The 22,066-nt window shown below is 42.1% G+C and carries 20 protein-coding genes; 15 read left to right on the top strand and 5 right to left on the bottom strand.

Features of this window, described 5'->3' with window-relative positions; genetic code table 11:
- Positions 1 to 22: 22 nt before the first annotated feature.
- On the bottom strand, positions 23 to 1,843 hold the full coding sequence (locus ACT3QN_RS02835; RefSeq protein WP_444528820.1) for an acyl-CoA dehydrogenase C-terminal domain-containing protein: 1,821 nt from the start codon (positions 1,841 to 1,843) through the stop codon (positions 23 to 25).
- A 381-nt stretch (positions 1,844 to 2,224) separates the two neighbouring features.
- Here ACT3QN_RS02835 and ACT3QN_RS02830 point away from each other — a divergent pair, with 381 nt between their 5' ends.
- Positions 2,225 to 3,346, top strand: a complete 1,122-nt coding sequence (locus tag ACT3QN_RS02830) for an FUSC family protein (protein ID WP_444528819.1) — start codon at positions 2,225 to 2,227, stop codon at positions 3,344 to 3,346.
- A gap of 32 nt (positions 3,347 to 3,378) precedes the next feature.
- Here ACT3QN_RS02830 and aroE read toward each other — a convergent pair whose 3' ends face one another.
- Positions 3,379 to 4,242 (bottom strand): shikimate dehydrogenase, encoded by an 864-nt coding sequence (gene aroE, locus ACT3QN_RS02825; RefSeq protein WP_444528818.1) that lies wholly within the window; start codon positions 4,240 to 4,242, stop codon positions 3,379 to 3,381.
- Positions 4,243 to 4,734: 492 nt separating this feature from the next.
- Here aroE and ACT3QN_RS02820 point away from each other — a divergent pair, with 492 nt between their 5' ends.
- Both ACT3QN_RS02820 and ACT3QN_RS02815 read left to right on the top strand, forming a co-directional pair.
- Positions 4,735 to 5,397 (top strand): hypothetical protein, encoded by a 663-nt coding sequence (locus ACT3QN_RS02820; protein WP_444519913.1) that lies wholly within the window; start codon positions 4,735 to 4,737, stop codon positions 5,395 to 5,397.
- 3 nt (positions 5,398 to 5,400) lie between these two features.
- The gene (locus ACT3QN_RS02815) at positions 5,401 to 6,411 is read left to right on the top strand and encodes an aminotransferase class IV (RefSeq protein WP_444519912.1); all 1,011 of its coding nucleotides are present in this window, start codon (positions 5,401 to 5,403) and stop codon (positions 6,409 to 6,411) included.
- A gap of 3 nt (positions 6,412 to 6,414) precedes the next feature.
- Here the strand turns inward: ACT3QN_RS02815 and ACT3QN_RS02810 are convergent, their stop codons facing one another.
- Positions 6,415 to 6,600 (bottom strand): DpnD/PcfM family protein, encoded by a 186-nt coding sequence (locus ACT3QN_RS02810; RefSeq protein ID WP_192520584.1) that lies wholly within the window; start codon positions 6,598 to 6,600, stop codon positions 6,415 to 6,417.
- A 163-nt stretch (positions 6,601 to 6,763) separates the two neighbouring features.
- Here ACT3QN_RS02810 and ACT3QN_RS02805 point away from each other — a divergent pair, with 163 nt between their 5' ends.
- Positions 6,764 to 7,330, top strand: coding sequence for a hypothetical protein (locus ACT3QN_RS02805; RefSeq protein ID WP_444528817.1), 567 nt, complete (start codon positions 6,764 to 6,766; stop codon positions 7,328 to 7,330).
- 328 nt (positions 7,331 to 7,658) lie between these two features.
- The gene (locus ACT3QN_RS02800; protein ID WP_444519910.1) at positions 7,659 to 8,153 is read left to right on the top strand and encodes a hypothetical protein; all 495 of its coding nucleotides are present in this window, start codon (positions 7,659 to 7,661) and stop codon (positions 8,151 to 8,153) included.
- Here the strand turns inward: ACT3QN_RS02800 and ACT3QN_RS02795 are convergent.
- Positions 8,150 to 8,914 carry a DpnI domain-containing protein gene (locus ACT3QN_RS02795; RefSeq protein WP_444528816.1) on the bottom strand — a complete coding sequence of 255 codons (765 nt, stop codon included), beginning with the start codon at positions 8,912 to 8,914 and terminating at the stop codon, positions 8,150 to 8,152. The genes ACT3QN_RS02800 and ACT3QN_RS02795 overlap by 4 nt on opposite strands.
- 170 nt (positions 8,915 to 9,084) lie before the next feature.
- On the opposite strand from ACT3QN_RS02795, the gene mltG reads away from it, so the two are divergent.
- Both mltG and tmk read left to right on the top strand, forming a co-directional pair.
- Positions 9,085 to 10,371 carry an endolytic transglycosylase MltG gene (mltG, locus tag ACT3QN_RS02790; protein ID WP_444528815.1) on the top strand — a complete coding sequence of 429 codons (1,287 nt, stop codon included), beginning with the start codon at positions 9,085 to 9,087 and terminating at the stop codon, positions 10,369 to 10,371.
- Positions 10,372 to 10,459: 88 nt separating this feature from the next.
- The gene (gene tmk / locus ACT3QN_RS02785) at positions 10,460 to 11,185 is read left to right on the top strand and encodes a dTMP kinase (RefSeq protein WP_444528814.1); all 726 of its coding nucleotides are present in this window, start codon (positions 10,460 to 10,462) and stop codon (positions 11,183 to 11,185) included.
- A gap of 155 nt (positions 11,186 to 11,340) precedes the next feature.
- Here the strand turns inward: tmk and ACT3QN_RS02780 are convergent, their stop codons facing one another.
- Positions 11,341 to 13,614 carry a cation:proton antiporter domain-containing protein gene (locus ACT3QN_RS02780; RefSeq protein ID WP_444528813.1) on the bottom strand — a complete coding sequence of 758 codons (2,274 nt, stop codon included), beginning with the start codon at positions 13,612 to 13,614 and terminating at the stop codon, positions 11,341 to 11,343.
- A 710-nt stretch (positions 13,615 to 14,324) separates the two neighbouring features.
- On the opposite strand from ACT3QN_RS02780, the gene ACT3QN_RS02775 reads away from it, so the two are divergent.
- The 8 genes from ACT3QN_RS02775 (at position 14,325) to ACT3QN_RS02740 (ending at position 21,890) form a co-directional block, all read left to right on the top strand.
- Positions 14,325 to 15,689, top strand: a complete 1,365-nt coding sequence (locus tag ACT3QN_RS02775) for a Do family serine endopeptidase (protein ID WP_444528945.1) — start codon at positions 14,325 to 14,327, stop codon at positions 15,687 to 15,689.
- Positions 15,690 to 15,954: 265 nt separating this feature from the next.
- The gene (locus tag ACT3QN_RS02770; protein WP_444528812.1) at positions 15,955 to 17,157 is read left to right on the top strand and encodes a hypothetical protein; all 1,203 of its coding nucleotides are present in this window, start codon (positions 15,955 to 15,957) and stop codon (positions 17,155 to 17,157) included.
- A 451-nt stretch (positions 17,158 to 17,608) separates the two neighbouring features.
- Positions 17,609 to 18,514, top strand: coding sequence for a 4-hydroxy-tetrahydrodipicolinate synthase (dapA, locus tag ACT3QN_RS02765; protein WP_444528033.1), 906 nt, complete (start codon positions 17,609 to 17,611; stop codon positions 18,512 to 18,514).
- Between the two features lie 125 nt (positions 18,515 to 18,639).
- Positions 18,640 to 18,951: a hypothetical protein gene (locus ACT3QN_RS02760; protein WP_444528811.1), complete on the top strand. Its 312-nt coding sequence runs from the start codon at positions 18,640 to 18,642 to the stop codon at positions 18,949 to 18,951.
- Positions 18,952 to 19,079: 128 nt separating this feature from the next.
- A complete protein-coding gene (gene purC, locus ACT3QN_RS02755; protein WP_444519902.1) occupies positions 19,080 to 19,793 on the top strand; it encodes a phosphoribosylaminoimidazolesuccinocarboxamide synthase in 714 nt (237 codons plus the stop codon).
- A 319-nt stretch (positions 19,794 to 20,112) separates the two neighbouring features.
- Positions 20,113 to 20,583, top strand: coding sequence for a hypothetical protein (locus ACT3QN_RS02750; protein WP_444528810.1), 471 nt, complete (start codon positions 20,113 to 20,115; stop codon positions 20,581 to 20,583).
- Between the two features lie 325 nt (positions 20,584 to 20,908).
- A complete protein-coding gene (locus tag ACT3QN_RS02745; RefSeq protein ID WP_444528809.1) occupies positions 20,909 to 21,541 on the top strand; it encodes a DNA-3-methyladenine glycosylase in 633 nt (210 codons plus the stop codon).
- Between the two features lie 37 nt (positions 21,542 to 21,578).
- Positions 21,579 to 21,890, top strand: coding sequence for an NGG1p interacting factor NIF3 (locus ACT3QN_RS02740; RefSeq protein ID WP_444528808.1), 312 nt, complete (start codon positions 21,579 to 21,581; stop codon positions 21,888 to 21,890).
- Positions 21,891 to 22,066 lie beyond the last annotated feature (176 nt).

Below are 22,066 nucleotides of genomic sequence, written 5' to 3'. Positions count from 1 at the left end.
ATCGATGCAGTTTTAGTCGGTCTTAGTCTAAGAAAGCAAAGTGATCGATTTCCATAGATGTCATACTTTCGCTTGGTGCGACCATCGATTCTGCGTGACCTGAAGTACGTGGTAGTAGCTTATCGAAATAGAATTCAGCAGTTTGAATTTTTGCTTTATAGAATTCTGGTGCTTCTGTACCACCATTTTCTAGCTTTTCATAAGCAACAGCTGCCATACGAGCCCAATGATAGCCCATCATCACGTAACCTGAATACATCAGGAAGTCATCTGACGCTGCTGAGATGATTTCACGGTCTTTACGCGCCATTAGCATCAAGCGTACGGTCAAGGTATTCCACTCAGCACATAGTTTGGTTAGTGCCCAAACGAACTTACGCATGTCTTTATCAAGCGCATACTCACCACACCATTTCATGATGCTAGAGGTGTAATCACGGATGATTTTACCTTTAGACTGCAAGATAACCTTACGGCCTAATAGATCAAGCGCCTGTACGCCAGTGGTTCCTTCGTACATCGTTGCAATACGGGCATCACGAGCAATTTGTTCCATACCCCATTCTTTGATATAACCGTGACCGCCATAGACTTGCTGACCGTGTTTGGCAGCTTCAATACCGAGCTCAGTCAAAAAGCCTTTTAGGATTGGCGTGTAGAAGCCCAATTTGTCGTCCCACTTTTCGAACTCTTCATCATCGCCATTGACAATACCTTGTGCCATTTTGTCGGCATAACGTGCTGAATGATAAATCATTGAGCGACCACCTTCAGCAAAGGCTTTTTGCGTCAGTAACATACGGCGTACGTCTGCATGATGGATGATAGCATCAGCGACTTTTTCAGGATCTTTAGTACCAGATAGCGTACGCATAGAACGACGCTCTTTAGCATATGGTAATGCATTCTGGAAAGATAGCTCAGTATGCGCTAGACCTTGGATACCAGTACCGATACGAGCCGTGTTCATAAATGTGAACATGGCTTTTAGGCCTTTGTGTGGTTCGCCAATCAAGTAGCCAGTAGCACCATCAAAGTTCAATACACACGTCGAAGATGCGCTGATGCCCATTTTGTGTTCGATTGACCCACAAACTACGGCATTGCGCTCGCCAGCTTCACCTTCAGCGTTCGGCGTGAATTTAGGTACGATAAATAATGAAATACCGCGTGTACCTTCTGGTGCATTTGGTAGGCGTGCTAAAACGATATGGACGATGTTATCTGTTAAGTCATGCTCACCACTTGAGATAAAGATTTTGGTACCGCTGATCTTATAAGTACCGTCATCTTGTGGAATGGCTTTTGATTTAACTTGACCCAAATCTGTACCACACTGCGGCTCAGTCAGACACATGGTACCTGCCCATGAGCCTTCGACCAGCTTAGGTAAATAAAGTGCTTTTTGCTCATCAGTACCGTACTGAAGCAAGGTGTTGATACAACCTGTTGACAGACCAGGATACATTGACCACGACCAGTTAGCAGTACCGATCATTTCAGCCTTAATAAGGTTAATTGACGTTGGCAAATTCATACCACCGAACTCTTCAGGGTATGAGATACCTTGCCAACCGCCTTCTACAAACTGGCTATATGCTTCTTTAAAACCTTTTGGCGTGGTTACTACGCCATCTTCAAAATGACAGCCTTCTTCGCCACCTGATTGGTAGAGAGGGGCAATGACGTTTTCAGCAAAGTCAGCCATACCTTGTAGAATCATGTCTACGGTTTCAGGATCAGCGTTTTCGCCGTTGTCTAAGCTTTTATAATGTGTCTGATAGTCAAACACATCATTAATCAAAAATTTGATATCACGTAAAGGGGCTTTGTAAGTTAACATAATCGCTCTCTTTGGTTGGTTCGCTATCATAGATTTATGGCGCAATACTTGAGTCACAACTTATGTAAGCGATATTTACTTATTTTAGATGAAGTAGACGTTATATTAGTCATCAAATGAATTATTAATGAACAGCTTCCCAGTGTGTTAGTTATTAGAACGTCTTTAATAGCGGTCAGCTGTTATGGCATTGATATGATTATAAATCTTATAAAGCGACAAATATACAACTAATAACTATTATTCATAACTTATTATGTTATTAATTCATTTTAGTTTGTATAGGTAAATTGTATCTGTACTTGAAACTATTGTATAAGGAGTTATGTAGACTCATCCAAATCTAAAGAAAATGGACTTATCAAATAGGAAAAGCCATTTATGAATACCTTAAAAGAACAACAGCGATCCTCTTGGCTGAACACATTATTAACTCGTATTAAGTGGTTGATCGATGGTGAGCTAAATCATTTACTGACAGTCAATCGCAGTCAGCGACCATGGCATATGCCAATCATTGCGGCGATTGCTATCAGCTTTCCGGTATTTGTAGGGGCTTATTTTGGTGACTTATCTTCAGGTATCAAAGCCTCGCTAGGCTCGATGATTATTTTAAACCTACCATTTGCAGGCGCGCTACCACATCGTCTAGTGACGGTGATGGCTTGGGGATTTGCGATGATACTCAGCTTTGCGCTGGGTCTGATCGCGCAGCTGTTGCCAGTGTTACGGCTACCTGTGTTTATGTTGATTGGTATTGGCGTAGTGATGTTAGGTCGTTACTATCGGCAACCGCCACCAGCAGGACTGTTTGTGTTGATGGCAGGTGCGATTGCGCTCTTTATCCCCGTATCGATTGATCAAGTGCTCTCAGCGATAGGGCTTGTAATATTAGGTAGCGGCTCCTCGATGTTGTTAGCGTTACTATACAGTTTGTTTTTATTGGCGACGCGTCCAGTGGCTTCCGTACCTGTTTATGATTATCAGCCTGATATGATTAGCGACAGTCTTATCGTGGTAAGTTTCGTTAGTTTGGCGTTGGTCGTTGCTGTTCTGTTAGCGCTGCCTTATCCATATTGGGCAGCGATGAGCTGCTTTATTATCATTCAAGGTATGCAGCTACGAACCATGTGGATCAAACAGCTGCATCGGTTGTTAGGTACATTGGCTGGTATGATAGTGGCAGGTTGGATGTTGTCTTGGGGGCTCTCGGTATGGGGCATCGCTATAGCGATACTGTGTATGATGTTTTTGATTGAATCATTTGTCGATCGGCATTATGGACTGGCAGTGGTATTTATCACGCCATTGACTATATTTATCGCCGAGTATGGTAGTACGATGTCAGCACCACCAGTCGCGAGTGACGTTATTCAAGCGCGTATGATTGATACAGCGCTTGGCTGTGTGATTGGACTGATTGGTGGTCTGGCGATACACTCTACGAAATTACGTGTACCGCTCCGCCGTTTTGAAAACTGGCTGTTACTGCGTTTTAGTTAATAAAATATAGCTCTGCAAAGACTTATCTTTGATTAACTGTTTCTATTTAACACTGTTGTCACTTGTGCCACATCGATAGCATGACCAGTCCAACGCTCAAAGCTTAAAGCGGCTTGCCCAATAAGCATACCGTAGCCTTCAGACGTCTGTGCGCCGCGAGCGGCAAAATGCTGTAAGAATGGCAGCGGACGACCATACATCATGTCATACGCGTACTGACAATTTAGAGCATCATCCAGCGGCAACGTATCACCTGATAAACCAACAGAGGTGGCATTGATGATAATGTCAAAAGAGCTGTTTAGTTCGTTGGTGGCACAAACCTCGATATGTTGTTCATCGATTACTGAGCTTGCTGCACTTAGCTCATTTACCAAATCGGCCGCCTTAGACACGGTGCGATTGGCAATCGTGAGAGAGGCAATACCTGATTCAAATAATGGCAATACCACGCCACGCGCTGCACCACCTGCACCTATTAGCGCCACACGAGCGTTGGTCAAAGGCCAATCCATACTCGTAATGTGGTTGATAAGTCCTTGCCCATCCGTATTATCACCATAGAGTGCTTCAGTAATTGGTGCGCCGTTTTCTAATAGTGTTTTGTTCAACAACAACGTATTGACCGCGCCTGCCGTTTTGGCATGTTCTGATAATCCACCACGCGCCGCACAGCAATCATAAGCGACTTGTTTAAAAGGAACTGTCACATTGGCACCCACACCGCCACCGCAAAAGAATGCTTCAACAACAGCCGTAAAACTGGCGGTATCATTAGGGCAGTACTGACGCTGATAGCTAATATCAATCCCTGCTTGTACAGCAAACTGCTTATGAATCTCAGGAGATTTACTATGAGCGATTGGATTGCCAATAACGATAAAGTGTTGGATCATAAATAGTCCGCTGGCTAGAGAGTAGAAATACTATAAAAGAAGCAATAAGTGATGCTCAGTCATCATAAGGGATAATGCTATGATTGACAAATCAAGTGGCTATAACCAATACATTATGAAATATTGGTAGCATTTGTTAGAGGTTGACTGGTCATTTTTGAAAATAGATTGTGAGATTAAAATAGCTTTAAGTAAGTAGCATACAAATAGCTTTTTATTTTCCATTCAAAAAAAGAGACAGTTTTAGTACGTTATATATTTAACAAATCTGTACTCGCGGCGAGTGCTCCGCGTAACGTAAAAGGTAGTCAAGTACTGAGCAGTTGGGTAAACTATAAAATATGGAAACTTATATCAATATGCTGTAATGACTGCTAGATTATAATATTTATAAAATATGCTCTATATTGAAAATTATTCGTTATCGGCGGCGTTCTTGCCAGCTCGTTAATACTATTTTGAGATCAATCTAAAAATGTGAGTAAACTATTCATGTGGAACCCTAACCTACAAACCCTTCTAGTCGGTACGATAATAGCAGTTGGTATGACGCTCAGTGGCTGTGGCAGCACTGAAGACGATGTGCAAAATCCAGATGCTGAGACCAGTGAGCAAGCAACAACGAATGAGCCAATACAGGACAGTGCAAACAATCCTGATCTAGAAGGTGCCACTGTTCCGCAGGGTACGCCAGTGAAATATGATATCGCAGCATGGGGAACTGGTGAGGTAGAGTCGCTCGCTGTAGATGAGTTAGATAGTATAAAATCCGTGTTTGGAGAAGTGGTGAGCACTGACGAAAACAGCCTAGACTATGCCAGTAACCCAGCGGCTAAATATCGCTTTATGAAAACGGACGCACCGTATCTGGATATTATTGACTCTGAAAAATACTTAGAACTGGGCTGGTACTATGCCAATCCTACCGACACAGACAAAGAAAAAGAGTTGAGCCAAAATCATGCTAAAAAAGCCTATCAGCTATCGCGTCAACTGATGGGCAATGATGGCGGTAAAATGGTTGCCGATATGCTCAATAGTCAAATCATCAAAAATAGAATGGTTGGTGGACAAAAAATAGAGCTAGCAAAATGTGAGTTTTATAGCTGCATGCTGGTTATCAATAAAGCCGCCGCTCAAACAGATAATAGCTAAACCATGACTGATATAACGTCAGTGCCAAACGGCTGGGTATGTCTGTACCCACAAGACAGCAGTTTGACCGAAAACGATAGTGTGACCGAAACTAATAGGACAACCAGCCAAACGGTAACCATGTCTCTAGATAATCGCGGACTGGCATACGCTGACGGTTTTTTTACTACGATGGGTGTCATCGATGGTTTGATGCTATGGTCAGATTATCATTATCAGCGGCTAGTCTCTCATGCTGAAGCTTTGCAGCTAAATATAAACAGCGAAAAGCTACTAACGGTACTGCAACTGTATGCACAACAGTTAGAGCAAGGTATGCTCAAATTGGTAGTAACCCGTGCTGCGCAGGATGTGCGCGGTTATGGTTATACACCTAGTGCAAGTGGTAGCAACTGTGAGATATGGCTAAAGGCTACGGCAATAAAAGTTTCTACGGCGCTCCATCTGTCTTTGCCTGATGGGAGTCTGGTACCCATACAACCTAACGCCTCGTCGATATGTTTGTCCTCTCAAATTGCTTGCTTACCACCATCGCTGGCAGGTCTCAAGAGCCTTAATCGTTTAGACAATGTCCTCGCGAGTGGTGAGCTACAGCAGATAAAATCTGAGCCATTGGCTACTCAACTTGCTTCAACGCTTAGTGAAGGGCTACTGCGCGATATGAACGGGCAGTGGGTCGAAGGTACGATGAGTAATGTATTCTATCAATTGGCAGAGGTACCACTATCAGAATCTAAGGCCATATCGAATGTCCATAAGGATGGTGACAACTACCTAACCACCGGTCAGTGGTACACACCTTCTATGGCTCAATCGGGAGTTGCTGGCGTCATGCGTCAGGTAATTATCGATGCACTATCCACGACACAATATCCAGTCATAATAAGACCGCTACAAGATAAGGATTTACCTAAACTAACGCAATTATTCTTTTGCAATGCACTACGCGGCATCATGCCAATGAGCAGTCTGACGTTATTGTCAGGTGATGTTGTGGATTTTGAATCTGCCTAGCTGTTATTGAAAGATATTGAATTTAGTGTCGATAAAATCATCTGGGTATAAAACAATATCTTCATTTCGATATATTCCTCGCGCTTTTAGTAGGGCCGTCTCACTATCTTCTGCAACCACTTCTATAATGGCACTCATCGTTTCGACCACCTCTATTTGATAAGTATTCAAATCGCCTTTCTTTATCATAACTGTTCTCAATAATTAAAAGTTGTCATATTCAAAATCTGTTTTTTATCGATGCCAAATAGATTAGCAAAAGCGCTCAAAAGAAGTGATCGTCTTTTGTTACGTGGTCTTGTGTCGTACAGCAAATCAATCAATGCTGCTTATCTAATAAGGAGATAAGTCAATGTACGAAGTTTATGAAAATGAAAGTATCCCGCTACAAATCCGGCGTTTGATGGTTTTCGATGAAATCTGTAAATTAGCGAAGAAAGAACCTGATCAAATTATTCATTTATTAAAATTTACTCAGTTATCACTCGGAGTTATATATCTAAAGGATTTCAAGAAATTTATAGCTTTTGGTGGTGTGTTTGAGTATGCACAAACACCCGAAGAAGTTATTGAGCAACGTATTCGCATTTTTCCTAACGACGAGCCAGTAAAATGTGCGCTAACTGTTAATTTAAAGCAGTTTACTCGTCCAGCTAGTACACCTATACAATTAGTGTGGTATTGGAATAAATATGTAAAGAATAGAATGCATGCTTATGTTGACTATCGTGAAGAAGTTTTTTTTCGGATAAATGATGAAATTGATTCGGATTACCCACCGCATAAGTTTCATGACCGTCTAGTTGCGACAGCGCGTCTGCCACTATGGGACGATAGAGATGAGTTAATTGCAGATGTATATCGTGACAATCAAGGCGAACCTAGACCTAAACGTTATAACGAAAGGCGTCTGATATAATTCGAAATAATTACTATGTTATACGAAACTCACAATTAAGTTACCACTTATAGTTATAGCTGCTAATAAATTTTAGCGGCTGTAATATTATAATCTTGATACTGTGTTCATATGACGTATCAGCCTTCTTACATAAATCATCACTAGCCTTTGTGGCTCCGTCAATTGAAGTTAGTGCACTGGTGCTTTTGCAAGAAATCTATTGAGTGATGAACATCTCCAATAACGTTCTTCATAATTGATCGTCTTTTGTTAACGAGTATTGCGTACTGATGTTAATCGATCAATGATTGCATTCTATCCAATATTATCTAACAGGGGATAATAAATGCGCACTACATATGAAGATCAACGAATTCCACTACAAATTCGTCGATTGATGATATTTAATAAAGTTTGCTGTGCAGCGAAAAGACATCCTGATGAAATGATTCACTTACCTTGTTATTCACAGATAGCATTTAGTATTGTTTATTCTAAGAAAGATAGAAAATACACAGCATTTGGGAGTGTGTTTAATTATGCGCATACCCGTCAAGAAGTCATCGAACAAGGTTTAGATAAGCGATTTCACGAAGATACTGTGATGTGCGCGATTACAACCGAAAGACAGGCTTTTACTAAATCTTCTCGCACTCCGTTAGGGCTGCTAATTAGCTGGAATAAACAGGTAAAAAATCGAGCTTATACCTGTCTCGATGGCAATGTGAAAGACTTCTTTAAAGTAAATGACGAGCTAGAGCTAGATTACCCGCCTCATAAATTTTACGGTCGTTTGGTTGCTGCCAAAGGTTTACCATTATGGAGTGATAAGTGTTCTTAGTATAACTTTCGATAATGACCACGGCTCACAAATTCAATGATGCCTTTATCTCGTAATACTTGTAACTGTTGGCGAATTTTATCTTTCACATGGTTGTTATCAGGATGTTTGAGCTGCAACTCACCAGAAAAACCATAAACTTGCTTTAGAGAAAAATGAGTATCGAGTCTATCTATACATTGCCAGACATCGAGTGTCCAGCCACGTGAAGCCATAGATTGCTTGCGTAAAAATAAAGTCTTTTGGAACTGTTGGGTGACATTTTCACGCGGTATAACTTGTTGGTTTTTGACCAAAAACACTTTGCCCGATTCGGGTACTTGGCGTAAGTCAATATTGCAACCAACCCAACCTGCTCGTTTGGCCGTCACTGATAACGGCTTACGCTTAACAATAATATCGGGCGTAAAGAAGTGCTTGGGAATAATCAGAAAATTATTAACAGTGTATTCTTTTGAGTAGGTTAAAAAGAAGAAGCTGGGGTTATCCTTACTATTGATACGCTCAATCATCGTCTTATAAGCACCATCATTGACAATATTGCTTAACTTGGCTTTTTTACTTTTTAGCTCATATTGCTCATCACAATTTTCGCAATAAAAATCAGCGACAGGTTTATTGTTAGCAAACTCAGCTAGCGATTGGGCGTTACAATTGGTGCAGTAACTATTTTCTTTTACCCACGCTTCACTGAGTACGCGAACTTTTTGAGGTTCAGAGTGATAATTTTTGGCAAGACTTTGATTAAAATGTAGGTTCATAAGATTTTTTCACTATTAATAGATAAGCTGAGAATACTGTAAAAAATGCCTAAGTATTAAGCCATATCAACTATTACCAATAGCAAGATAATTCATAAGCTAAGCAAATACCATTGAAAATCGCACGGTTCAGTGCTAAATTCTAGCAAACATCTGCCTCGCGAGTTGCCATGAGCAAGCCCACACCCAATATACCACCTGAACGTCCCAATGAGGCGCCGTCGAACAAGCAAGATGGCACAGTCGAGGAGCGTGTCGATACTACGCTACCGGACGATCAAACCGTGGCAGATGGGGTAGAGGACACACCTGCAACGCCAGCAACCAACGTCTCGCTCATCAGTGGCGACAGTAAACCGCGTCAATATAAAGTTAATAACCCATCGTTTTTTATGCAGCGCGGCTATCAAGTACTGCTGGTGTTAGGGCTTATTGCTGCATTTTTCTTGATCATGGTTTATCAGACGTTGTTTGGTCGTATTGAGCAGCCGCAGCAAATGGTGACGATTGAGACAGGTCAGACTTATTATGGACTACTACCGCAGTGGCAGCAGATTCCACTGTTTTCGGCAGGTGTGGCCAAACTATATATCAAATCGCAAGTCGATGCGCCATTGCATGCTGGGACGTATCAATTACCTGAAAACCCGACTATCGCTGAGGCGCTACAAATACTAGGTCAAGGTGCAAAAGCGGCCATGGTCAAAGTACAAATCATCGAAGGCAAGACCTCTAAAGACCTTTATCAAGCGCTGCGTGATAATGACAAAATCGAAAAAGAAGTCCTGACCACAGATAGTGATAATGCCAGTATCGCCCAAGCATTAGATTTGACGGGTATATTGCCAGACAGTGTGGCTAATAGTAACGACCCGATTGTTAACTATAATCTTGAAGGTTGGTTCGCGCCTAATACCTATTATTACGGTGAAGGAAGTAGCGATAAAGAAGTACTTACTGACTTATATAAACGTCAGCAGCAGGTACTGACTGATGCGTGGGAAAACCGTGCGCCGAATCTGCCTTATAAGAGTCCGTATGAAGCGTTAGTCATGGCATCTATCATTGAAAAGGAGACTGCCGTTGCTGATGAACGTCCTTTAGTTTCTGCCGTATTTAGAAATCGCTTGAATAAAAATATGCGCATGCAGACAGATCCAACTATTATCTATGGTATGGGCAGTCGTTATGATGGCAATATCCGCCGCAAAGACATCAACGAAAAGACGTCTTACAACACCTACCAAATTGATGGTTTACCACCAACGCCAATTGCGCTACCATCAGCGGCCTCTATCGAAGCGACCTTACATCCTGCTGATAGCGAAGCGTTGTATTTTGTGGCAACGGGCAATGGTGGGCACAAATTCACCAATAGCTTGGCTGAACACAATGAAGCGGTAAAAGACTATCTCAGCGTCATGCGTGAGAAAAAATCTCAAACGCCATCGCAGTAATATTCCTTTTTAATATTCTTATAAAACTTATCGTTTATTGAGTGCTACAAAATAGATGTAGCGCTCACCAATGACATAAGGTCATATCATGTCAGTATCTATGCATACCAGCGCAATACCGTCACATAGCAGCACACCATTATCGAATCTACCTGAATCAAACGCTTTAAATACAGCATCTACTTTAGGGCGCTTTGTTAGTTTTGAGGGGACTGAAGGCGTAGGAAAAACCACCGCAATTGAACAGTTGTGCTTGCGGTTAGAAGATAATGGTATTCCATATCTGCGTACTCGTGAGCCGGGTGGTAGTCCATTTGCTGAGCAGTTGCGTGACATATTACTAGATCCAGCGACTGATATCGAAGACGATACCGAGCTGTTGCTATTATTTGCGGCGCGCTGTGACCATATGCAGCAGGTTATCTTACCAGCACTCCAAAATGGTACGTGGGTGATATGTGATCGGTTCACCGACTCTACTATTGCGTATCAAGGGTTTGGGCGTGCCTATGGCGACGAGTTGGTACGCGGTAAAATCGATATGCTTATTAAACAATTTGTGACGCAGCTTCCTGAGCTAACCTTGTGGTTGGATTTGCCAGTAGTAGAGGGTATGCAGCGTGCCAATAAGCGCAGTGCGGCAGATCGTTTTGAGCAGCAGGCTACGGAATTCTTTACTTGGGTGCATACTGGCTTTAGTCAGCTTGCGAATGAGTATCCCGAGCGCATACAGCGTATTGATGCGTCAGGCAGTACAGATGATGTAAGTGCGCGTATATGGCAGACCGTTATGAACAAATTCGATATTAAATAATTAAATTTCGCCAAGTAGATTTATAAGGCAGGTAGATGTATCGATAATTAGTTAGACAGCCAGCTAGTATTAAAAAAAAGCCCCAGCATATTGCTGGGGCTTTTTTTGAGGTAAGTTTTGCATCTTTAAGTTAATAAATCAGATAACACCGCAGACTATTGGTCGTCTGGTTTGCCTACTTTCACATCCTCATCAGTAGTGCTAGAGGCATCGCTATCTTGACCTGAGTCAGGTAGACGGTTTGGGTCAAGCGCTCCTTTTTTATTTTTAGGTGCACTACCATTGCCATTACTGTTCGTGGAGGTTTTGGTCTTCGAAGTCGCTGTCGAGTTTGCAGACATGACGCCTTTATTATCCACATTAGTAGCAGCCGTTTTTGGTGCTTCTACTGACTCACTTTTCTCTGTGGCAGTACTAGAAGTTGACTTAGTCTCGGTGCTACTGCTTTGTGTCTTTGATGACTGATTAGCGGTATTTTGCTTATCATCTTTATCACTATCTGCCGAAGACTCTGAGGCTGCTGTCTGGTTGCCATCAGGGCTAGGCTCTTGCTCTTTGCGCTTGTCAGGAGCTTTTGAGTTAGACTCAAAGTTAGCATCTGCTGCCATGCGAGCCTGCTCTTGCTTAGGCGTTACATCGACTGGCTTTGGCTGTACCTCATCGTCTACCACTAGTGATATAAGCTTACGGTCACGAGGTACGGTACCGTCAAATTTATCTGTAATGACATGCAGTTTGCCTTCTTTGTCCACCGTATACAGCGGTACGAATTGCTTATTGTCCGCTTTATACTGCTCAAAGCTATAGCTATCCGTGATGTTGGTGATTTTAATTCGAGCTTTTTTGGACAGCATACTAGCAAGCTTGGTATAGGTCGCATCTTTGCCAAACAACCATTGTGAATGGAAGTTTGATTGCTTATCATCACGCTCGCTTTTGACTTTTTCGTCACTGAATTTAAGACGGTACAGCTTACGCTCACCAAATTCATGGCGATAGTGAATCTCGGACAACGTGTTCATTTCTTTGTCCATACTCATCGCAAACAGACGGCCAATACCGATTAGATCCAGATGATGATCTGCGTGATCAGAGATGGGATTACCAAAGTAAGTACGCAGACCGCTCATGCGTGCGCGTGCAATATTGGTGTAGTTATTGTGCGCAACGATGACGTCGAAGCCCTGATCTTTGAGAGAAGTAGCAATCAGTAGCGCAATTGGGTTTGAGCCAACGATAAGGATACCGTTGGTCTCAGGTTCACGTACGCCAAGTAAATTACCGACGAGCTTTGCACCCAAGCCCTGAATCATGACCGTACCAATGATGACCATAAATACCAGCGGTACAAGCAGCTCAACGCCTTGGATATCATACTCTTGCAAACGAATTGCAAACAGGGATGAGATTGCAGCAGCGACGATACCACGTGGGCCAATCCAGCTAATCATCAGCTTTTCATTGGTCTTAAGGTTGGAGCCGATAGCCGATGCCCAAACCGATAATGGACGTGCCACAAACATCACGATAGCGAGCAGTACTAATCCTGCGAAGCCGACGCTGAGCAAGCTTGCCAGTTCGACACGTGCCGCTAGAATAATGAACAGCACTGAAATCAGCAAAATGGTCAACGACTCATTAAATTCTAAAATCGTCTCACGTGGGAACTTTGGCCAGTTCGCCAATGCCACGCCCAATACTGTGACGGTCAATAGACCGGATTCATGTTCTAGATGATTTGATATCGAAAATAAAACCAGTACAAATGCTAAGGTAAAGACATTACGCAAGAACTCAGGAATCATATGACGGCGCATAAGGAACGCAAGTAGCCAAGCGCCGGCCATACCCATTGCAGTAGCCAATACAACAATCTTAGCAAATAGTAGAATGCTACTGGCTTCGCCGCCTGAGATAATGTACTCATAAACCAATACCACAGCGATAGCGCCGATTGGATCAATGATAATACCTTCCCATTTCAAGATGTTGGAAATGGTTTTGTTAGGGCGTACACTACGCAGCAGCGGCATAATCACTGTTGGCCCAGTCACACAGACCAATGCACCGAAGAGCAGAGCAATCAGCGGATCGACATCGAATAGTAAATAAGTCGATAGTGCCACGATAGCGATAGTAATCAGTACACCGACTGATACCAACATCTGTACCACGGTACCATGTTGCTTAATCTCATCGAACTCTAGCGTTAACGAGCCTTCAAATAGGATAATCGCTACGCCCAAAGAGATGAAAGGAAACATCAACTCGCCCAATACTAAATCTGGGTCAAATACACCCAGCACCGGACCGACGATAATACCAATCAGTAATAAAAATAAAATGGATGGTTGCTTTAAATACCAAGCCAACCATTGGGCGGCAATGCCAATCCCAACCACGCCGGATAGCAAAAGGGCGGTATCCATAAATTAATCCTTTTATAATCTTGTCATATTTTATATCTATCGATAGCAGTTATAAGATAGTTGCTATCGTGTATGTAGCTATAGGTTGTCATTCGTTTCTATTGTAGCTAGGCCGTCGCACGGATAGCCATCGTGGAATCACAGCATAAGCTAGATATGATATAACTACGATAAAGTAGCAAAGACAAAAGCGCTTCTAGATAAATAATAATATTCTAGAAATGCAAAAGATGGAAAACAAGAGTGATGATAGTCAGTTTATAATCCTGTAATAAACAGCCTTATAAAAAGACTAACTTTTGTTTGTTTAGTAAAATATTTGGTTTGACATCATACCATGATTTTATTTCAAGCTGATGTAAGCCGTACCTGCTAAAAAGCTATCTTGCAGCCATAAAAATGTATAAGACCTATATAAAATAACGCTGCCGTGGGCTATCCTGCACTATGTAAAAAGTCTTAGCGCAATGATTTAAGTTTTTATTTATCATACAGTAGCTGCGTTGGGTGTGCACGTCACGCACAGGGTAATATTGTTAGCACCATAAAATGGCATATACTGATCGCTGACAATCATAATGTGGCTGTGGACAACAGCGATTAATCATATGGAGGACAAAATGCCTATCAATATGTTCAAAGGACAGACCACCGCCAATATGCAGCGCTGGTTACAACGTAGTGCCTTGGGACTCGCTGTCAGTACAGCGATGTTCGCTAGTATTAATGTCACGACGATAAACAGTGCTCAGGCTGCAGTCACTACGGCTGACTTCTCTGGTTTGGTGCAACAGGTCACGCCAGCAGTTGCACGCGTTAATGTCACCAAAACGATTAGTGAAGCTGAGCTTGCTAAGGCTCAAACTGCTGAAGTATTGCGTCAGTTCTTTGGTGATCGACTGCGTATTCCAGATCGAGTCGCGACGCCAGCGATTGAACATGCTTATGGTACGGCTTTTTTTATCACCTCCAATGGTTATATGCTGACCAATCATCATGTCATCGCAGGTGCGGACAAAATCACTGTGACGCTCAATGATAGAACCGAGCTTGATGCAACTTTGGTTGGTAGTGACGAGCGCTCAGATGTGGCCGTGTTAAAAGTTGAGGGCAATCAATTTCCTGCATTGCCTATTGGTGACTCAAGTGGTCTAAAAGTAGGGGAGCCAGTATTGGCAATCGGTTCGCCATTTGGTTTTGACTATTCAGCTTCTGCTGGTATTGTTAGTGCCAAGTCGCGTAGCTTCTCGCGTGAGACCAGTGTGCCGTTTATCCAGACAGATGTGGCACTAAACCCAGGTAACTCTGGCGGGCCCCTATTTAACCAGCGCGGTGAAGTGATTGGTATTAATTCACGTATTTTCAGTGGTACTGGCGGTTATATGGGACTGTCATTCTCGATCCCGATTGATGCTGCCATGGATATCTATGAGCAGTTAAAGAACGATGGTGAAGTAGCGCGTGCGTATCTAGGGGTTTATCCACAAGATATCGATCGTAATTTGGCTGAAGCTTACAATTTAGAACGCCCTCAAGGTGCCTTACTGACTCGTGTATCGCCAGATTCGCCAGCACAAAAATCAGGCCTCAAATCTGGTGATATCATTTTGCAATACAATGATGTAGAAATCATGGAAGCATCCGATTTGCTGAATTTGCTCAATCGGGCGCGCCCAAGTGACTCCTTCCGTGCACGGATTCAGCGTGATGGTAAGCAGATGATGATTAGCGGTAAGCTTGCTTATGCGCCTAATGATGTAAGAGCACAGAGTGGTGATGAGCAAAATGATGATGTACAGTTGGGCCTGCGTTTACGCGAGTTGACGGCAGATGAACAAGCAGAAATAGCTGTGGATAATAAAACAGGCATATTGGTTACCACAGTGGATCCTACTGGATTGGCTGCGCGCTCAGGGATTCTGGCAGGCGATGTCATTACTAATTTTCATCAAAATCCGATCGAAACAGTGGCAGACTTTTCAGGTGCTATCTCTTCTCTTCCTAAAAAAGGCGTGGTCACTATAGAAGTTATACGCCAAGGCATTCCTGCTATTATTGGTTTACGTATTGAATAGGTGTCATGATTAAAGCGTGACTGTTAATGGTGCTAATTATTTGGCTTAGAATATGGTTAAGCATATAAAGGCAGCGCGCACGTCAATAATTGTGCTTGTCTATCATGGAGGTCGACCTCTATAATGTTTGGTTTTTTATCAAACAGCTAAGAGTGCGACCTCAATAGCAATCCATTCGTTAAGTGAGTTATTGATCAATCAATACGCTCTAAGGTGGCCCGAGTCGCTTAGTAGGCTCGTACCATTATGCAACCGCTAGGTAATTATGACTGACCCCGCTCTACATACGCTTATTACAACGACGTCAGCAGGATTGCTAGCGTACATTGCACTGTGGTCAGGGCTACAAACGTTTAATGCCAATCCTACCAATCGTTTTATGCGTATTTGGGTAAAGCTAGCATTGTATTATGCCGCTTACACAATGCCCGTTTGGGCAATATTGCTTATCATGGTTTGGTCACAGGGCCTGATACTGGCACAGCTGTCTCTACCTACTGTACTGATGGCAATACTGATGATGGGTTTATATTTTTATACTGTCATTGTGCAACCCAACCGTTTACGATTAGAACAACATTATATTGATTTAGATTTGTCTACACCGCTCAAAGTTGCGGTACTGGCAGACTTACGCATAGGAATATATGGCGGTAAGCCGCGTCATATTCGTAAGCTGGTCTCTACTATCAATGCCTTATCAGCAGATGCCGTACTAATTACTGGCGACTGGCTATACTATCCAAGCGCAGATTTAGTAGGTCAGTTAATGCTGTTCAAAGGGGTTAATAAACCTGTTTATACAGTCATGAGTACCTCGGACTTGTGTTACCAGTCTATGAATACGACCAAACAAGGTCAGCCACTATTAGAGGATACATTGGCCAGTACTTTTGACGTACTTGATATCAAATATATCGGTCAGCAATGTACGTCGTTGCCACTCAGATGTGCGAGAGCGACAAATGAGCAGTCAGTCACCAGTCAACCAAATTCTAAAAGCAATAAGTCAGATAACATTGAGCAAGACCATTCAAAGATAAACTCACTAGTAGCGGTACTTTGTGGCTGGCAAGATATGCCTAAGAAGCCAACAGATATCGTCACGTCAGAGGCGGCTGATAAAGCAGCGCTTGGAACAGAAATTGCCAATGCCACCAGTCCCGTTATTATTTTGGCTTCAAGATTTGATAGTATCAGTGATCTACCAAAATCTTTACAGCCACGTCCTTTATTGATAACTGGCGCTGCAAAAGCTATTCAAAAAAACATATTGCTGGCTCAAAAGCAGAACGATATTCGACGAAGTAGTGAGCAATCGGTGTTGTTCTATAACAGTCGTATGGGCAAGCAGCGTGGTTTGTACCAACATGCAAATGCACAGATATTTGTCAGTAGCGGCATCGGTACGAGAGGGTTGCCTTTTCGATTCTATCGACCTACTATCGATGTGTTGACGATTCGTTAATATTACATAAGAGACTTATCAGCGCACATTGATTACGCTAAACTGCTTCTTTAGTAGTACGATTGTTTATTTTCAGGGTTTTTGGCCAAGTTTTATATATTTCAGCAAAAAATAATGCGCGTTTTTTTGGGTATTAAATTTATGTATTGACTGCTAATTGATTGATAGCGGTCAAATCAAAATATGCTACACTAACGAGCACTCTTATTATTGTATTTCTATCGGTTGGTAAGTACGCCCATTACTTTTGGTAGCGTGCCATCACGATATCGATTTGTATATATAATGATTTATGACACAAACGCTATTATAGTAAATAGAGACACAGCATTAACATCAAGCAAGTTACGCCATCAGCGTTGTTCAACACATATAAAGCAATGGCCACTTGCAAACGACCTATCATGTGACAGCTTTAATAAAAGCTAGGATAATACAGTAAGGCACGGTTATGAGCACAGCATACGACGAGATAAAAACCCGACTACAAGGCTCAATGGTAGCTTTGGTAACGCCCATGCACCCTGACGGCACGGTCGACTATAAACGTCTCGCAGATCTCATAGATTGGCAGATTGAGCAGGGTACGCATTGCCTTGTGGCTGTTGGTACTACTGGTGAATCAGCGACCCTATCTATGCAAGAGCATAGCGATGTCATTCGCTATTTTGTTCAGCATGTCAAAGGTCGTGTACCAGTCATCGCTGGCACAGGTGCCAATAACACGATGGAAGCTATCAAGTTGACTCAGGATGCTGCTGATGCAGGTGCAGACTGTGCGTTGCTCGTTGCTCCCTACTACAATAAGCCGCCACAAGAAGGTCTGTTCCAACATTATCAAGCCATTGCTAAAGCCGTAAATATACCGCAAATGTTGTATAACGTGCCTGGACGCACAGTGGTTGATATTGCTCAAGAAACGGTTGAGCGTTTGTGTGATATCGATAATATCGTTGCTATCAAAGATGCGACAGGATCTGTCGGTCGCGGTGAGCAATTGATTAAAGCCGTTGGCGATAGAATGGTTGTGTTGTCTGGTGACGACGGCACTGCGTTTGATCTAATGAAAGTAGGTGGCAAGGGCAATATTTCAGTCACGGCTAACGTAGCGCCAAAAGCCATGAGCGAGACTTTCGCTGCGGGTTTGCGTGGTGATTTTGAAACGGCTGGTAAAATCCATGACGTGGTCAAACATCTGCACCGTGACCTGTTTATCGAGTCAAGTCCTATTCCAGCAAAGTATGCGCTGCATAAAATGGGCATTATCGATAAAGGTATTCGCTTACCATTAGTCTGGTTAGCGGAACAGCATCATGCGACGATTGATGAAGCTTTGATTCGAGCAAACATACGATAAACTGATCTTCAGTGACTTGAGGTTTGTTGCTAGTTTAATGCCCATCATTCGACTAGCAGCAGGTCAACTTATCAGGACAAGTCAATCGCTTAAATAAGCAATAACTGCTAATTCAGAGAGACAACATGATGAAAGTATCATCAACGACAAAATTATTTCCAGCCATGCTGACCTTGGTTTTGGGTAGCACTTTGGTATTGAGTGGCTGTCAAGCGACTAAAAACTTGCTTGGTAAGCGTGACAACGGTAGCTTAGATTACCAACAAAGCAAAAAGCTTGCACCGATAGAGCTACCTGCTGCTCAAGAAACGGCGCCTTTTGTGCCTTTGTATTCAACACCGAATGCTGGGGCGAACACGCTCAAACTACAAAATGAATCTGGCAATCAGTATCAGCTGCCAAAACCTCAGCGTGCTGTTAGCAACACTTCGAACTAAACTTATTCCCTTATCTATATCGCTGACTTTTGCGTTTTTTATCACAGCCGCAAACCATGTACCTTACATCAGTCAGCGGTAGCTGCGCGTTTTTACCACATAAGCTTGAACGAACAGGAACCCCCATAATGCAAAAGCAACAACTGCTGTATAAAGGTAAAGCCAAATCTGTCTATGAAACAGAAGACAATGATCTTCTGATTTTGCACTTCCGTGATGATACCTCAGCGCTTGATGGTAAGCGCATCGAACAACTGGCACGTAAAGGTGTGGTTAATAACCGCTTTAATGCTTTTATCATGCAAAAGCTGTCTGATGCTGGTATCGAAACACATTTCGAGAAGCAATTATCTGACGACGAAGTATTGGTTAAACGCTTGGATATGATTCCTGTAGAGTGCGTGGTGCGTAACTTTGCAGCTGGTAGTTTGGTACGTCGTTTAGGCTTAGAAGAAGGTCAGGCACTGACGCCGCCAACTTATGAGCTTTTTTATAAAGATGATGCGCTAGGTGATCCGATGGTCAACGAATCACTTTCTGTCTCTCTTGATTGGGCGACCAAAGAGCAGTTGGCAAAGATGGAAGAGCTAACTTATCAAGTTAACGATGTATTGAAGGCGTTGTTTGATGCAGGTGATTTAATTCTAGTTGATTTTAAACTAGAATTTGGCGTATTCCATGACCGTATCGTATTAGGTGATGAGTTCTCACCAGATGGTTGCCGTATCTGGGATAAGAACACTAAGAAGAAACTTGATAAAGACCGTTTCCGTCAGTCATTAGGTGATGTCATCGAAGCTTATGAAGAAGTCGCTGACCGTATTGGTGTACCATTAAAATAAGTAGCTGATACTTAGCGTGTAATAAAAAACTGAGCCATGTGCTCAGTTTTTTTATTGCATTATATTTATTATGGTTCCCTAGTGAGGACTTGAATCTTTGGCTATGGGCTAATAGTATCAACGGCTTTGCTCACTGAAACAGTCGCAGTGTACTTCATGGTGTACTTACCATAAATATTCCATTAGTGATCGGTGCGCTATACAGGCATCGGAATACTAACATTAGGTATAAATTTATATACCATGAAATTGATAGTATGAGTCGTTACGAACGTTATGTTAAATGGTTTTGACTAAATTATTCTGAGACGAAAATAATATGAAACAAGAAGAAATTAGAGAAAAAACGACCATTCTTATTGATAAGTTATTATCAAATACTTTAAGTGAGCAAGAAGATGACAAAGTTTTGGATGAAATCAGTCGAATTTCTCCATATCGATATTGGAGTGATTTAATTTTCTGGACTAACGACTACGTTGATGAGATTGATGGAAACCTTAAGTTAAAGCACGACGAGTTTTTTGATGAGGTATTTAACGGTTCTAAATTAAATGAAGAACAGGAAAAACAGAAAATCAAAGAACTTTTGGCACATTTAATAACAAATGATTTTTCAGGTTTGCCGATACAGTCTAGCATGGCTGTAAGCGCTGAAATTGATAGACTATCTCCTGATAAGAATTGGTGGGCAATTCTATATCCGAATACAGGCGTTTTGAATCCAGAGTTTATGGATAGAGAAGGTGATTTTAATTATGAACTGTTTGTTGAAAAGCTATTTGATTAGCATGAGTCTATTATTTGAGAGTATAGTTCCCATGTAGGGTGTCGAACCAGCGAAAGCACCAGATTGGTCATCCTAATGTATACTCTAGCGGAACCAGTTGTTTTGCGCTCTAAACCTATTAACAGACTACTTATAACAGACTGTAATTCTCGTTTATTTATCAACCAACCAGTATCACTCTTTAGGCACAGGTTTGTTGTTTAGCTCGTATAAAAAATCAAACATAGCGCCAACACTATCCTCGATACCTTATCTTACTTTTGTGCTAATTTATGAGTACTTATTCATATTAATTAGACCATAAAAATAAGAAAAGGTTTAGCTAATGTCTATTGCTTCATCAATTATTTTAGAGCCTAACTGGTTTACTCGCCCCACCTGCGTGGTCGCTGCTGATCTGATTGGTAAGGTCTTATGTCGAAAACTAACCGATAGCGATGGATCAGAAAAAATATTGCGTATGCGTATCTCTGAGACCGAGGCCTATATTGGTCGAGATGATCACGCCTGTCACTCACATGCAGGCACTCGAACGGCACGCACAGAGATTATGTATGAGCAAGGCGGTGTGTTTTATGTCTATTTGACCTACGGTGTGCATCATATGCTAAATTTTATTAGTGGCTCTAAAGAGTCGCCTGAATCGGTACTGATTCGCGCCGGTTTTTTGACCGATGATAGTGACCGTCTGATTGAAGAACAGCAGCTCAGTCCAGATAAGCAGTTTACACATCCTAGGCAGTTCGCAGGCCCTGGCAAATTAACCAAACGCTTGCAAATCGATCGGGATCTATATGGCAAACCTATCTCTCCGACATCAGCTGTTTGGATAGAGGATGATGATTGCCAACCTCCAGTATCATTGCGCACGCGTATTGGTATTGATTATGCAGGTGACGCCAAAGACTGGCTGCTACGTTATATATGGACCGATCATCCTTCCTTATCTAAGAACTAATAGATTGAGGTTTCAAACTATTTAATGAGGTAAATCGATGTATAAGTTGACCGTGTTTATTCCTGATGAAGCGTTAGACCAAGTAAAGTCTGCTCTGTTTACTGCTGGTGCTGGTAAAATCGGAGACTATGAGCAATGCTGTTGGCAGATACAAGGAACTGGTCAGTTTGTGCCCTTATCAGGTAGTGAACCGCATATTGGGACACAGGATAGTTTAGAAACGGTCAATGAATGGCGAGTTGAAATGGTTGTTGATGAAGCATTTATCGATGCTACTATTGCTGCGTTAAAAGAGGCGCACCCATATGAAACACCAGCTTACGATGTGATAAAAGTTTTAGATTTCTAGTTTTATGTAGAAAAGTATTAGCTTATGGGGTGTAAAACTTCTCATAAAAAAACCAAATAAGCCACTTGATGATTTATTTGGTTATACCGTTCTTGGTTATAAAGCTTGATGTCTAAACTAAGTGTTGGTGAAGAATATTGAACCTTAAAAACTGCTTATTGTTTTTTCAGTTTTGA

The organism is Psychrobacter sp. AOP7-C1-14 (genome assembly GCF_052376135.1).
In the GTDB taxonomy this organism is placed as follows: Bacteria; Pseudomonadota; Gammaproteobacteria; order Pseudomonadales; family Moraxellaceae; genus Psychrobacter.
Note: the sequence above shows the minus strand (reverse complement) of the source record. Positions and strands in the feature narration are given on the sequence as shown.

What these genes read in the sequence shown, in the direction of transcription:
- ACT3QN_RS02795 (WP_444528816.1), bottom strand. Translation starts at nt 8,914, where the DNA reads ATGAACCTACATTTTAATCAAAGTCTTGCCAAAAATTATCACTCTGAA.
- ACT3QN_RS02800 (WP_444519910.1), top strand. Translation starts at nt 7,659, where the DNA reads ATGCGCACTACATATGAAGATCAACGAATTCCACTACAAATTCGTCGA.
- ACT3QN_RS02745 (WP_444528809.1), top strand. Translation starts at nt 20,909, where the DNA reads ATGTCTATTGCTTCATCAATTATTTTAGAGCCTAACTGGTTTACTCGC.
- ACT3QN_RS02760 (WP_444528811.1), top strand. Translation starts at nt 18,640, where the DNA reads ATGATGAAAGTATCATCAACGACAAAATTATTTCCAGCCATGCTGACC.
- ACT3QN_RS02770 (WP_444528812.1), top strand. Translation starts at nt 15,955, where the DNA reads ATGACTGACCCCGCTCTACATACGCTTATTACAACGACGTCAGCAGGA.
- purC (WP_444519902.1), top strand. Translation starts at nt 19,080, where the DNA reads ATGCAAAAGCAACAACTGCTGTATAAAGGTAAAGCCAAATCTGTCTAT.
- ACT3QN_RS02830 (WP_444528819.1), top strand. Translation starts at nt 2,225, where the DNA reads ATGAATACCTTAAAAGAACAACAGCGATCCTCTTGGCTGAACACATTA.
- tmk (WP_444528814.1), top strand. Translation starts at nt 10,460, where the DNA reads ATGTCAGTATCTATGCATACCAGCGCAATACCGTCACATAGCAGCACA.
- ACT3QN_RS02810 (WP_192520584.1), bottom strand. Translation starts at nt 6,600, where the DNA reads ATGATAAAGAAAGGCGATTTGAATACTTATCAAATAGAGGTGGTCGAA.
- ACT3QN_RS02805 (WP_444528817.1), top strand. Translation starts at nt 6,764, where the DNA reads ATGTACGAAGTTTATGAAAATGAAAGTATCCCGCTACAAATCCGGCGT.
- ACT3QN_RS02740 (WP_444528808.1), top strand. Translation starts at nt 21,579, where the DNA reads ATGTATAAGTTGACCGTGTTTATTCCTGATGAAGCGTTAGACCAAGTA.
- mltG (WP_444528815.1), top strand. Translation starts at nt 9,085, where the DNA reads ATGAGCAAGCCCACACCCAATATACCACCTGAACGTCCCAATGAGGCG.
- ACT3QN_RS02780 (WP_444528813.1), bottom strand. Translation starts at nt 13,614, where the DNA reads ATGGATACCGCCCTTTTGCTATCCGGCGTGGTTGGGATTGGCATTGCC.
- ACT3QN_RS02775 (WP_444528945.1), top strand. Translation starts at nt 14,325, where the DNA reads ATGTTCGCTAGTATTAATGTCACGACGATAAACAGTGCTCAGGCTGCA.
- ACT3QN_RS02835 (WP_444528820.1), bottom strand. Translation starts at nt 1,843, where the DNA reads ATGTTAACTTACAAAGCCCCTTTACGTGATATCAAATTTTTGATTAAT.
- dapA (WP_444528033.1), top strand. Translation starts at nt 17,609, where the DNA reads ATGAGCACAGCATACGACGAGATAAAAACCCGACTACAAGGCTCAATG.
- ACT3QN_RS02815 (WP_444519912.1), top strand. Translation starts at nt 5,401, where the DNA reads ATGACTGATATAACGTCAGTGCCAAACGGCTGGGTATGTCTGTACCCA.
- ACT3QN_RS02820 (WP_444519913.1), top strand. Translation starts at nt 4,735, where the DNA reads ATGTGGAACCCTAACCTACAAACCCTTCTAGTCGGTACGATAATAGCA.
- aroE (WP_444528818.1), bottom strand. Translation starts at nt 4,242, where the DNA reads ATGATCCAACACTTTATCGTTATTGGCAATCCAATCGCTCATAGTAAA.
- ACT3QN_RS02750 (WP_444528810.1), top strand. Translation starts at nt 20,113, where the DNA reads ATGAAACAAGAAGAAATTAGAGAAAAAACGACCATTCTTATTGATAAG.